Genomic DNA, 12,574 nt, shown 5'->3' on the forward strand with positions numbered 1-12,574 from the left:
GCTATTAATTTTTTTTCAATTCGTTCAACATCTCCTTTCGCTCCCAGCGTAGAAATTAAAACATCTCTTTATAATATACACATAATTAATGAATAAAGTTTCAACTTCATTTTATTATTGATAGTTTTGCAACAAACAATATTTTGGAAGTTTATTTGAAAATTTACAACTATTCGTCTTTTTTTTTATTTTTAAAGAATTTTAGTTATAACCAAGTATATTTTCAATGAATTGTACGCATGTAGATTAATTTTTTACAAAAATGCTAAAGTTTCTACCTTTAAATGTCGATAAAGTAACTAACAAATACCTTTCAAATACAGGATTAATATTAATTAGATATTGGAGGATTTTTAAATGATTAAAAAATTAGCAAATGGTGAATTGGATGTAACTGTACTAGAAATTAAAGATGTTATTGATATTAAATTGCTTCAAACCTTTCAAGATAATTTCGCCACTGCAATGACTATGGCAAGTGTTACTGTAGATAAAGATGGTTCCCCTGTAACTAAGCCGAGTTCATATACAAGGTCTTGTTTAGATTTTACGCAGTCTACAAAAATAGGCTATGAGAGATGTGCATTATCACACAAGAAAGGTGGCGAAGAAGCTGCAAGAACTCTAAAACCGTACATATATACTTGTCATGCTGGACTAATTGACTTTGCTGCACCTATATTGATAGGTGACCATCTAATAGGTACCATGTTAGGAGGTCAAGTTTTAACTTCTGCGCCAGAAGAATCTAGATATAGAAAAGTAGCAAATGAGATAGGTGTTAATGAAGAAGGTTATATTGATGCAGTTAATAAGATAGCTTTAACCACTGAAAAAAATATAACAGCAGCTGCGGAAGTATTATATCTTGTAGCAAATTCGCTTTCACAAGCAGGCTATCAAAAACTTAAACTAAGCACTATGTCACAAACTCTTTCCGATAATTTTAGCCAGATATCTGCAACTATGGAAGAACTCAGTGCTTCTTCAATAACTGTAACAAATAATCAGCAAAATTTAAGTGATGAAATCATTAACGTAAAAGCTATATCAATAGATATAAATACAATACTCGATTCTATAAAAAGTATAGCTACTCAGACAAAAATGCTAGGATTAAATGCGGCTATAGAAGCTGCTAGAGCAGGAGATGCTGGTAGAGGTTTTGGTGTAGTTGCAACTGAGATAAGGTCTTTATCAGAAAATTCAAAGGAAACTGCTGTTAAAATATTAGCACTTACAACTAAAATACAAGAGTCTGTTGATAAGACTATTGAAACTTCTCATGCTACACTTGAAACTACAGAGCAACAATCAGCTGCAATTCAAGAGGTCACTTCTAATCTTATGGAAGTTACAACTTTATCTGATGCATTAAATGAAATGGCAAATAGTAAATAAAAAGCTAATGATGCTTCCAAAGTTTAGCCTTTCGAAGCATCATTAGCTTTTAAGTTTAAGCTCCTAATGATATATTCTCTTCCTTTTCATCATCTTCAGCTGCATTTTTAACAATAACATTTACGAACTTCTTTCCATATGGGAGAAAAAATTGTATGCATGGACCAGTTAACAATGCAGATATTATTGTACCTATACCAAACACCCCGCCCAGTGCAAAACCGATTACTAAAAAACTAATATCTAATGCCATTCGAATCCAACGATATTGAAAATTAGTTTTATCTTGAATTATAAATGGAATAATATCATTTGGCGCAACACCTATATCACTTGCCGAAAGTATAGAAAATCCAATCGCAATTAGAATACATCCAAATACAATTAAAAGCATTTTTAAACCAATATTTAAAGATGCTATTGGGAAAAATGAAACAGCCTTTACTCCAAGGTCTATAATTGGGCCTACTCCAACTACGCATATAATTGTTCCTATTTTTATACGAGTTCTTTCAACTAAAAGTATTATGCAAAATAATACAAATAAAATAATCATATTAGCATTTCCAGGTGTTTTATGTAATAAAAATGCTAATCCTTGAGTGAATAAAGTAAAGGGATCAGAACCAATATTCGTCTTTAAAAACAAGGCTACCCCCAGCTGTATTATACTCATTCCTACAAAAAACAGAATTAGTCTTTTAAATAAATTTAGTTTCTTAGTCATATCTTCATCCTTTTCTTTAGTTTTATAGTTGCTCTTTATTATATTTCCATAATTTCATTTATAAACTGACAAAAAGAGCAACTTTAATTATACAATAATACAAATTTATATACAAGTATATATTATTTCCTTAATATTTTCTATTTTTGTTTAAATTCTGACCAAATTGAATCATACACCTTAGAGGCACTACCAGCGTCCTGTAAATGTTTAGCTTTGCTGAATTCATCTTTAGGTATATAGATTGCTTTGTTATTAAGCACTGCTTTTGGCATAAATTGCTTAGCTGCTGTATTAACATTTATATACTCTATGCTAGTTGTAATATCGCTACTTGCTTTACCCTCTAATACAAAATTTATAAATTTCAAAGCATTTTCTTTATGTGGTGCATTGACAGGCATTATTAAATTATCTTCTTCAAATTGCATTCCCTCTTTTGGATAAACAATTTTAAACTTTTTATTACCCTTAAGTGCTGCGGATGCCTGTGATCCCCACATAACTCCAATATTTGTATCTCCATTAATTAAGCTAGTCATTGGTGTATCTGCATCAAACACTTTAACATTTGGTCTAAGTTTTGTTAGTTCCGCTTTAGCTCGTGCAAGTTTTGCTGGATCTGTCTCATTAATGCTATAACCAAGCTTTGTTAATGCCATACCAATAACTGATCTTGAGTCTTCAAGTAATACCTCAGAACCTTTCAATGAAGGATCCCATAAATCACTTATGCCTTTAATATCTATTTTAACTTTATCTGGATTATAAACTATCATTTCACTTCCAAGCGAATAAGGCACTGAATACTTATTTGTCTTATCATAATATTGACCTAAATAAGCCTTATCTATATTTTTATAATTAGGAATAGCCGCTTTATCAATAGGTTGTAATAATAAATTTTTCTGTTTCGCCATAATTTGAACCATATAATCCGCACAAATTACTACATCATATGTTCCACCTTTTGATGCCTGTAGCTTTGAAAGCATCGCTTCATTTGTAGAAAAGTTGCTATAATTGACCTTAATTCCCGTCTTTTTTTCAAAATCTTTTACAACGTTATCTGGAACATAATTTGCCCAAGTATAAATATTAACTTCTTTTTCATCATTCTTCTTTGATGTATTTGATTTTCCGCACCCAACAAATGTTGATCCTATAACTGAAACTGCGAGTAAAATTATTAAAGCTTTAAATCTTTTTTTTAACATATAAATCCCCCCTAATTTCTTTAACAAAAGAAAAATTAATTCTAAATGTATTCTATTTTTCCCTTTTTATTTTTATAACCTGTGATAATATTAAAAAGGCAAAAGTTGTTACTAGCATTATTGTACACAATGCATTTATTTCAGGTGAAAGCCCAAATTTTAGCATTGAGAATATTTTAATTGGAAGTGTAGTACTTGCTGGTCCACTCAAAAAAATATTTATGATTATATCATCCAGTGACAGTGCAAAAGCAAGCATAGCTCCTGAAAGCACTGCTGGTAAAATCATTGGAAATGTAATTGTTCTAAACACCGTAAGTTTTGATGCACCCAAATCCATCGCCGCATCTTCAATTGACAAATCAAGCCCAGCAAGTCTTGATTTAACATTTATAAGCACAAATGGTGTACAAAATGTTGTATGTGCTAGTACTAATGTAAATATGCCCAAATCAATTTGAAGAGTTGAGAACAAAATTAGTAATGATACTCCCATAATTATCTCTGGAATTACAATTGGAATATAAACAAGTAAACTTATAATTCCTTTTCCTTTGAAATTATGCCTTTTTAGTCCGATTGCTCCAAGAGTTCCAATTATCGCTGAAATTATTGTACTTATAGTTGCAATGGTTAAACTATTTACAAGCGCTGTAATTACATCCTCATCGCTAAATAACTTAGTGTACCAATCAAGAGTAAAACCATTAAAAACTACATTAGATTTAGCTGCATTAAAAGAGTACATAATAATTATTGCTATTGGAACATACAAAAACGCAAATATACAAAATATATATGTTCGCTCCAGTCCTTTTGATAATTTTGAATCCATTAGAACACCTCCGTGTCTAATTTTTTACCAACAATTTTTATATAAACTAAAATTAAAATTAAGGATATAAAAATCATTATTATTGACAGCGCTGCCCCAAAAGGCCAATCATTTGCTCCCATAAATTGATTTTCAATTAGATTTCCAATAAGCATTACATTACTTCCACCCATTAAATCTGGTATGAAAAAGAGTCCTACAGAAGGTACAAATACTAAAATACAACCAGCAACTATTCCTGGCATAGTTAGCGGCACTGTAACTGTTCTAAAAGTCCTCCATCTACTTGACCCAAGATCTTTAGCTGCTTCAATATAAGCCCTATCCATTTTATCTATAGAATTATAAAGCGGAAGTACCATAAATGGAAACATTGTATATATCATCCCAATCATTACTGCTCCATAAGAGTACAACATCTTTAATGGTTCTTTTATGATTCCAGTTATAAGTAGTGCATGATTTAATATTCCATTAGTACTTAGAATTACAATCCACCCATAAGTACGTATTAATGAATTAGTTAAAAATGGTGCCATTATTAAAAGCATTACTAAAATTTTATATTTCTTTATCTTGGTAGCAAAATATGCAAAAGGATATCCAAACACCAATGTAAATAATGTTGTAACAAAAGCTACTACTATAGAATCTAGAAACACCTTGACATATAACGGTCTAGCCATTCTTGTATAATTTGATATTGTTGATATATAAACTATACTACCGTCATCGCCCCTTTGCATAAAGCTAATAAACACAATATACAAAAGTGGGATAGCCACGAAGAAGAGCATCCAAAAAGATATTGGAACTATTGTCAAAACCTTTAAAATATTTTCTTTCATATTTTTCATTTTAGTCACCTAACCTTCTTCAACTATAACTACATCTTCAGGTTCAAAGTACATCCAAACCTCACTACCTATACCTATTAAATCTTTTTTCTTATCATAATCACAAACTATAATTTCCTGCCCGCCTTCAATTTCTATAGTAGTTTTAATAATAGATCCAATATAACTATGTTCTTTTATTATTGCAATAAGCCCGAGTGGCGGTTTTTCCCTAGTATATTTTATGTTTTCCGGTCTGATTAAAATATAGCTTTCTTTATTTCTTGAATTATCATAATTTTTATAATTCAAATTTATATCATAATCACCAATTTTAGCTGATATCTTTTCTTCATCAATCTTTTTTATTTTTGTCTTAATTAAATTAGATTCTCCAATAAACCCTGCTACAAATTTTGTCTTAGGCCTCTCATATATGTCTTCGGGTGTTCCTATCTGCTCTATAATTCCATCGTTCATCACTACTATTCGGTCAGACATATTAAGTGCTTCCTCTTGATCATGCGTAACATATACAAATGTAATTTGTAATTTTTTTTGAAGTTTTTTAAGTTCGACTTGCATTTGCTTTCTAAGTTTTAAATCAAGTGCACCTAACGGCTCATCTAAAAGTAATATTTTAGGATTGTTTATTAGCGCCCTGCCTATTGCAACTCTTTGTTTTTGACCACCGCTTAGTCCATCTATTTTTCTTTTCTCATATCCTTCTAACTGCACTAAACTAAGCATTTCAATAACTCTCTTTTTTATTTCTATCTTATTCACCTTTCTAATTTTTAAACCATATGCTATATTATCAAACACATTCATATGTGGAAACAATGCATAGTTTTGAAATACTGTATTTACATTTCTATCATTAGGTTGCTTATTTTCAACATGTAAACCTTCTAGTAAAACGCTCCCACTTGTTGGTTTTTCAAAACCTGCTATTATTCGCAGGGTTGTTGTTTTTCCACAGCCACTTGGCCCTAGTAGCGTTAAAAACTCACCTTTATTTACCTTTAGCGATATATCCTTAATTACTTCCTGATTTCCAAACTTTTTTATTATATTATCTATTTCTAATATAATTTCTGACAATTTAAAAAAACTCCTCTCGTTTATCTAACACAAAAAAATATAATTCTAAAAATTTCTATTCTAATTATACCATAATGTTCATTATTATGATTATATATCCTAATTATACTATGTGTTTACCTAAGTTAGTTTACACTATTTAACTTATTAGCAGTTACCTTTTCTTTGTTAACCATCCATATACCTATACATACTAATACAAGCGCAAATATGTTTTTATATTCAAATATATTTTCATTTAAAAATATTGCTGAGAGTATTGATCCAAAAATGGGTATTAAAAAATTAAAAATGGACACGGGACCTACCTTATTATATTTTAGAAGCAGATTCCATAATGAAAATGCCGCTGATGACAATAAAGCAAGGTACATTAATAAAAGTGAAGAATCCATTGTAAAATGATAAACGCTACCACCGGATAACATTCCAAGTAACATTAACATTATTCCTCCTACAAAAAGGCTATACCCCGTCACCACCATTACATCCATGCTTTTAGTAAGTTTTTTACCATATATAGCACCTACTGCAGAAACAAATGCCGCAATCATTAAAAATCCTTCTCCATTAAACCTAAAAGAGAAATCCAATAAGTCAGTACTAAAATTCATACTCATAACTCCTATAAATCCTACAATACATCCAAGTATTTTCTGCATATTCAATTTATCATTTACATATATATAATGAGCTAAAATAACACTAAAAAATGTAACAGTAGAATTCATTATAGACCCTTTAACACCTGTGGTATTAGAAACACCAATATAAAAAAATATATACTGAAGTGTTGTTTGAATTACCCCCAAACAACTTAAATCCAGAGCATTTTTTTTAGAAATATTAAATATTCTCTTTCCACAAATTTTTGCGATAACAAGTAAAACTAGCCCTGCTATAATAAATCTATAACCTGCAAAAATGAGCTTTGAAGGTATATCATTTACGGAAATATTAAACATTGTATATCCATTTTTAATCGCGGGGAATGCACTCCCCCATAAAAAGCAACAAAACGTTGCAATAATAGCTACAACTTTTTTATTTGTAAAAATGTTTTTCTTTTTCAAAATAATCAAAATCCTTTCCTATCTATTTATTTCACACTAATCATTATACATTTATCCTCTATTCAATGCCAATTTCAATATTCATTACCAGATTTGATAATAACTTTAACAAAATGACTCTATCAATAATATTATATAATAGGTTTCTTTATTTATATTAAAAATCTAGAATACGAAATAAAGGAGGAGATTATATGCGAATAAATAATATAGGGAACTCAAGTTTATCTACACTTAAGTATTTATATTCTAATTATAGAGAAATGACCCATCCCCATTTGAAGGACATATTTGAAAGCTGTATATTAAGCCGTGAGTTAAGTGATGACAATGATGAAATTTTGGATGTTACTGCTTCACTTTTAATAAAGACTCACAATGACAAGACAATTTTGCCCGCAATAGTAGATACTATTTTTTCTAGAAACAGAAGGGGTCAATTTAATCACGACCTAATATGGGCTTTTTTTCAAGCAAGAGATCCCTACAGTTTAATGTTAATTGCAAATTACCTGGATTCAGAGAACATAAATGATATTAAATTAGCTGGTCAACTTTTAGACTTTGAGCCCTCCATAGATATGACTCGAGGTTGGGATATTCAAAAACAATATATATCTTTTTTCTACTATCTTAAAGAAAACTACCCTTTTTTATATTTTACAGGTGAAAGTTTCCAACGAACAAGCAACCCTAAGCCTTATGCAATAGCAATCGATGCCAAATATTTATGCAAACGGGTATCAGTTTATACTGGTGAGCCCTTTATACCGTTAACCAAAAAGGAAAATACCTTATCTAATGATTTTAACAAATTAGATGATAATAACAAACAATTACTCTCAAACTTCTCTCTTAAGATTCAATATAAAAATAAATATTTATGGAGGTCATGGATTAACCAACCCATACTTAATCAAATAAACACAGCGGAGGTTAATAGATGATAATAATTTCTAATAATGTTGTTGACGTTAATACTTTTATTCATGATTATAATCCAAATGATATTGAAAAAGATATTATAACTAAGATGGATTTAAGTAAATCGCAATATAAATATGATTCATTGACTCAATTTAAATTTGAGTTAGATTTTCGATATAGCATTGTTATTGCTGCAAAAAATCTAAATAAAGGAGACATGGATTTCAGAACCTTTCGTAAATCAATATGTAACACTGATTATTGGGATCGTACTAAGGAAGGTGGTTTTATATTAAAAAAAGGAGTAGCCCCTAGTGATGCTATTAAGGATATTTCTATAAATAGTTCTAAATATGGTACTGAATGTGCAACCGCCATGATTATTATTTATTATCAAGCATTACTTAATATATTTTCTGCAAATCTTTTCAATAGATTATTTCCAAATATACAGTTAATGAATTGGCATTATATAGATAATCTTCTTGAAGATGTCGGTTTTATAAAAAAACGAAGTGACTATTTCCCAGGTGATAGAAGATATTTTTACAATCCGGATGTAGATCCCGTAGCACCTGAGTGGCAAGGAGAAAATGTTATAGACCTTAGTAATGGCCTTTATTATGGGCATGGCATAGGAATCGGAGATGCTGACGAAATAATTAGTGAATTAAATAAATTTAGAATAAAAGAAGCAACCACCTCTTCTTACTTATTAGATTCAGCTGCACGCCCGGATTTTAAATCTTTAGCTGATATAAAATAAACTGTTTCTAAAGGTAATTTTTTACCTTTAGAGACAGTTATTTTTTAAACAATTAATATTAAATTTATATTATCCAATTTTTCTTTATATTTTTTCAGCTAGGTTCCCCATCATTTCAGCTGTTGAATTTAATTCCTCAAGTGATGCTGCTATTTCCTCAAGTGTTGCGGCCTGATCTTCAAACACCCCTGTTGATTTACTTACTTTTTCGTTTATGCTTTTTATCGAAGCACCAATGTTTTTTAATACATCATCCACCTTTTTAACTGATTCACTAGTTGAAGTTGATAATTTCCTAATTTCTGTTGCAACTACTTTAAATCCTCTCCCTGCCTCTCCTGCTCTTGCAGCCTCAATTGCAGCATTTAAACCTAACATATTTGTTTTTGATGAAATTGCTTGAATAAAACTTAGAATTTCATCTGTATTTTTTGAGCTTTTATCAGTTTCTTGAACTTTTAATACTATATCTTCATTCATATTAACCACATCTTGTACTCCTAAAGAAAGATCATTAACAGCATCTGATATTTGCCCAAGAGCTGATGATAAAGTTTGAGAAATGCTCATTAACTCATTTCTTTTAATTAAACTTTTACCCATTACAATGCACCCTTCTACTACTCCTTGTTTATTATGAACAGGAATTGCATAAGATCTAAATGGAATTCCATATACCTCTTTTGGTACATCTTTAACAAGAACCTTATCATTTTTCATTGCCGTATTTAGTGCTCCACCCTGTGGTATTTTGTCGCCTTCCTTTAATTTCAAATCTAAGTTTGGATTACATACTACATTCAAATATGTTTGTGTATCTGCTACCCCAAAAGAAACATCATCATCATCAAAGAAATGGGGTAAGTACGGTAATAAAGTATTGAACGCGTTTAATACCTCATTGTCAGAAATTGTTTTTTCCATCTTTATTTTTCTCCTTTGTATTGTAAATTTATCTTTTTTCACCTAATCATTTAATACTCGTTTATTATGTATAATTCTTTATTATCTAATTCTTCCACTCCGCCACATATTCCTCAAGTATCTTATGGAGTACTTTTCCTATTTTACTGTAATGCTCATCATCAAGATTTGCTAAGGATATTCTAATTGACCATTCAGGGCCATGAAATCCATCACCACTAAGTAACACTATAGAAGATTCTTGTGCTAAACGGAAAAGAATATCCACAGGTTTATATTTTTTTTGCAAATACTTTGCAAATTCATCACCATAATAATTACATGCCCACTCTAACAAATCAAATTCTGTATAATATGCTGCATCCAACGGATCGCGTCGAAGCTCTAAACCCAACCCTTCAAATAAAAGTTTTTGCCTACGATGGCAAATATCTTTAGTAAGCTGCTTATATTTATTTTCTTTATCAAGAAGTGCAAATACGGAGAAAAAAGCCATTTGTATTTGTTGTGGTGTCGATAAACCCGCAGTATGGTTTAGTGCTACTTGCCTACTATCTGCTACTATTCTATCAATAAAGGGTATTTGTTCAGGATTAGTTGATAATGTTGAATAACGTCTCCTTGCCCTTTCTTTTTTATCTTCGGGTAATTCTCTTAATAATTTATCAAATACATTATCTTCATAAAGAGCAATAGTCCCAAGGCGCCATCCCGTTACTCCAAAATATTTAGAAAAAGAATATACACCTATTGAGTTATATGGCAAATCAGCTACTAATGAGCGAAAATTATCAACAAAAGTACCATAAACGTCATCTGAAATAATCATTAAATTGGGATTATCTTTTTTAACTATACTTTTTATAAGTTTAACTGTTTCAGGTTTCATTGCTACAGATGGTGGATTGCTTGGATTTACAATAAACAAAGCTTTTATAGATGGATCCCTAAGTTTTTCAATTTGATCATTAGGGTATTGCCAAGTATGGACTCCATCAGAAGTCGTCTCAGAAGCTAAAAGCTCCACAACATCAAAATTATAACGTGGTAAATGTGGAATCTCAAGATAAGGAGTAAATATAGGTGCCATTAAAGCAATTTTATCACCAATAGATAGTATATTATTAGCAATCAAACTATCAAATATATAACACATTCCAGCCGTTGCACCTTCTACAGCAAATAAATTGAATTTCCCAGCTATTGGGGAGTTATAACACAATTCCTGAATAAGATAATCGTGAACAACTTTTTCAACATGTACAAGCATTCTATCAGGTTCTGGGTAGTTATCGCCTATAATCCCATCTGCCAATTCATACACCCAATCATCTTGATCAAATCCTTTGGATATTATTCCATAATTAATAATATTTTCAAGAAGATCAATTCCTGGATAAGTAGAATTTTCTCTAATAAAATCTCTAAATCTATCTGCAATTCCTTTTTTTTCTGGCATCCCACCAAGATCATTATTATTCCATACTCTACGTGTTTCTAAAACCGAAAAAAGACCAAATGTAAAAAAAGCTTCCCGAGGAGTTGCTGCTGTCCAATTTGGATTACCCCTACCTGCATCTAGTAATGCATGTGCACCCTTTTCTTTTGAATCTTCTGCAAGGCTAATTAATTTATTCTTAAGTTCAAATGGACTTACCTTACCATAAATATGTTCTATTTCTTTACGTTTTACATCAAGTGTATCCATATTTATCCTCCTCATATAGCAATATAATTAGTATTAGGAATTAATACTGTTTTATTCTATAATACTATTTTTTTCTCTGCTTTTTTTTAGTAGCCTTTACCTGTTTTTTCTTGTTTTTACTTTTCCCTTTGTTTAACTTACTAACTCCTAACATGAATTGAGATTTAGAGTCATTGTTTTTTTTAGCAAAACAATCCCAGCATCCTAATTCTGCTATAGTATCATTAAAAAACGAATAACCCTCGTCCTTCAAATTCGGGAATTTTGTTATGTCATGTATTTTAATTGCGACCTCCACTTCTTCGAGTGATATACACTCCTCATCAACTAATTCATCCGCATAAGCTTTTTTTATATATTGATATAATTCACTAGGGCCTGCATCACAAGAATCGTATATAAGTTCATTCCAAACTTGTGAAAATTCACGTTCAAGTTTTCCTTCAAATAAACTCTTATAGTATTCAATAACTTCCTCTTGAGATATAACCCCTTCGCCCAGGAGTGCAATAAAAGATTTAATAGCAGCACTTCTAACATACTCATTAATACTACTATCTTCCACTAATTTCTTTAATGGCTCTGTATCACTTCCACAAACTGATGCTAGAATTCTATGTAAGTCTTCAGTAAGATATTCACGGAAAATATCGGTAGAAATTTCATTTTGTATACTAATCAAATCTATAATTGGATTAAGGCTCCTCTTTTCTTTAAACTGTGCTAACAAAAATATTGCATATATATGTGCAAAATAATCGGGTTTTTCTAGAATCTCTTCATAATTATCTTTAGCATTTTTTAATATTTCAAGTAATTCAGGTATAAACTCATCCCTGCAATTTATTATCTCTTTTAATTGTTCTTCTGGAAACTCCCCATTATTATATTCGATCTCTTTAAGTAATTCTTTCATAAAATAAAACTCCTTCTTCATTTAATTTGTTCACTACATTATATCTTATTTTATGCCCAAAATTAAAAAAACGATAAATTATTACACTATTCGATATTTAATGACTATAAGTAGCTTTAAAAATTAAAATATGTACATAG

The 12,574-nt window shown here is 30.4% G+C and carries 12 protein-coding genes; 3 read left to right on the plus strand and 9 right to left on the minus strand.

Features of this window, described 5'->3' with window-relative positions; translation table 11 throughout:
• Positions 1-357: 357 nt before the first annotated feature.
• Positions 358-1,401 carry a PocR ligand-binding domain-containing protein gene (locus tag KPL54_RS05265; protein ID WP_216105515.1) on the plus strand — a complete coding sequence of 348 codons (1,044 nt, stop codon included), beginning with the start codon at positions 358-360 and terminating at the stop codon, positions 1,399-1,401.
• Between the two features lie 55 nt (positions 1,402-1,456).
• Here the strand turns inward: KPL54_RS05265 and KPL54_RS05270 are convergent, their stop codons facing one another.
• The 6 genes from KPL54_RS05270 to KPL54_RS05295 all read right to left on the minus strand — a co-directional run bounded on the left by KPL54_RS05270 (position 1,457) and on the right by KPL54_RS05295 (position 7,193).
• Positions 1,457-2,128 (minus strand): YczE/YyaS/YitT family protein, encoded by a 672-nt coding sequence (locus KPL54_RS05270; RefSeq protein ID WP_216105516.1) that lies wholly within the window; start codon positions 2,126-2,128, stop codon positions 1,457-1,459.
• 140 nt (positions 2,129-2,268) lie between these two features.
• Positions 2,269-3,345 (minus strand): polyamine ABC transporter substrate-binding protein, encoded by a 1,077-nt coding sequence (locus KPL54_RS05275; RefSeq protein ID WP_216105518.1) that lies wholly within the window; start codon positions 3,343-3,345, stop codon positions 2,269-2,271.
• Positions 3,346-3,397: 52 nt separating this feature from the next.
• The gene (locus tag KPL54_RS05280; RefSeq protein WP_216105520.1) at positions 3,398-4,180 is read right to left on the minus strand and encodes an ABC transporter permease; all 783 of its coding nucleotides are present in this window, start codon (positions 4,178-4,180) and stop codon (positions 3,398-3,400) included.
• Positions 4,180-5,037, minus strand: coding sequence for an ABC transporter permease (locus KPL54_RS05285; protein WP_309245359.1), 858 nt, complete (start codon positions 5,035-5,037; stop codon positions 4,180-4,182). Before KPL54_RS05285 ends, KPL54_RS05280 begins: the two co-directional genes overlap by 1 nt.
• Before the next feature lie 9 nt (positions 5,038-5,046).
• Positions 5,047-6,120 carry an ABC transporter ATP-binding protein gene (locus tag KPL54_RS05290; protein ID WP_216105522.1) on the minus strand — a complete coding sequence of 358 codons (1,074 nt, stop codon included), beginning with the start codon at positions 6,118-6,120 and terminating at the stop codon, positions 5,047-5,049.
• 125 nt (positions 6,121-6,245) lie between these two features.
• Positions 6,246-7,193, minus strand: a complete 948-nt coding sequence (locus tag KPL54_RS05295; protein ID WP_216105525.1) for a DMT family transporter — start codon at positions 7,191-7,193, stop codon at positions 6,246-6,248.
• A 194-nt stretch (positions 7,194-7,387) separates the two neighbouring features.
• Between KPL54_RS05295 and KPL54_RS05300 the strand changes: the two genes are divergently transcribed.
• Positions 7,388-8,140 (plus strand): hypothetical protein, encoded by a 753-nt coding sequence (locus KPL54_RS05300; RefSeq protein WP_216105527.1) that lies wholly within the window; start codon positions 7,388-7,390, stop codon positions 8,138-8,140.
• Positions 8,137-8,886: a protein-glutamine gamma-glutamyltransferase gene (locus KPL54_RS05305; protein WP_216105529.1), complete on the plus strand. Its 750-nt coding sequence runs from the start codon at positions 8,137-8,139 to the stop codon at positions 8,884-8,886. The genes KPL54_RS05300 and KPL54_RS05305 overlap by 4 nt, the downstream gene beginning before the upstream one ends.
• 84 nt (positions 8,887-8,970) lie before the next feature.
• Here the strand turns inward: KPL54_RS05305 and KPL54_RS05310 are convergent, their stop codons facing one another.
• The 3 genes from KPL54_RS05310 to KPL54_RS05320 all read right to left on the minus strand — a co-directional run bounded on the left by KPL54_RS05310 (position 8,971) and on the right by KPL54_RS05320 (position 12,434).
• Positions 8,971-9,810 carry a methyl-accepting chemotaxis protein gene (locus KPL54_RS05310; RefSeq protein ID WP_216105531.1) on the minus strand — a complete coding sequence of 280 codons (840 nt, stop codon included), beginning with the start codon at positions 9,808-9,810 and terminating at the stop codon, positions 8,971-8,973.
• 85 nt (positions 9,811-9,895) lie between these two features.
• A complete protein-coding gene (aspD, locus tag KPL54_RS05315) occupies positions 9,896-11,518 on the minus strand; it encodes an aspartate 4-decarboxylase (protein WP_216105534.1) in 1,623 nt (540 codons plus the stop codon).
• Between the two features lie 64 nt (positions 11,519-11,582).
• Positions 11,583-12,434: a DUF1186 domain-containing protein gene (locus KPL54_RS05320; RefSeq protein WP_216105536.1), complete on the minus strand. Its 852-nt coding sequence runs from the start codon at positions 12,432-12,434 to the stop codon at positions 11,583-11,585.
• Positions 12,435-12,574 lie beyond the last annotated feature (140 nt).

Source organism: Clostridium estertheticum (genome assembly GCF_018861295.1).
Lineage (GTDB): Bacteria > Bacillota > Clostridia > Clostridiales > Clostridiaceae > Clostridium_AD > Clostridium_AD estertheticum_D.

Excerpts from the sequence above, each read along its gene's own strand:
- KPL54_RS05265 (WP_216105515.1), top strand. The coding sequence starts at position 358 with ATGATTAAAAAATTAGCAAATGGTGAATTGGATGTAACTGTACTAGAA.
- KPL54_RS05270 (WP_216105516.1), bottom strand. The coding sequence starts at position 2,128 with ATGACTAAGAAACTAAATTTATTTAAAAGACTAATTCTGTTTTTTGTA.
- KPL54_RS05275 (WP_216105518.1), bottom strand. The coding sequence starts at position 3,345 with ATGTTAAAAAAAAGATTTAAAGCTTTAATAATTTTACTCGCAGTTTCA.
- KPL54_RS05280 (WP_216105520.1), bottom strand. The coding sequence starts at position 4,180 with ATGGATTCAAAATTATCAAAAGGACTGGAGCGAACATATATATTTTGT.
- KPL54_RS05285 (WP_309245359.1), bottom strand. The coding sequence starts at position 5,037 with ATGAAAAATATGAAAGAAAATATTTTAAAGGTTTTGACAATAGTTCCA.
- KPL54_RS05300 (WP_216105527.1), top strand. The coding sequence starts at position 7,388 with ATGCGAATAAATAATATAGGGAACTCAAGTTTATCTACACTTAAGTAT.
- KPL54_RS05305 (WP_216105529.1), top strand. The coding sequence starts at position 8,137 with ATGATAATAATTTCTAATAATGTTGTTGACGTTAATACTTTTATTCAT.
- KPL54_RS05310 (WP_216105531.1), bottom strand. The coding sequence starts at position 9,810 with ATGGAAAAAACAATTTCTGACAATGAGGTATTAAACGCGTTCAATACT.
- aspD (WP_216105534.1), bottom strand. The coding sequence starts at position 11,518 with ATGGATACACTTGATGTAAAACGTAAAGAAATAGAACATATTTATGGT.
- KPL54_RS05320 (WP_216105536.1), bottom strand. The coding sequence starts at position 12,434 with ATGAAAGAATTACTTAAAGAGATCGAATATAATAATGGGGAGTTTCCA.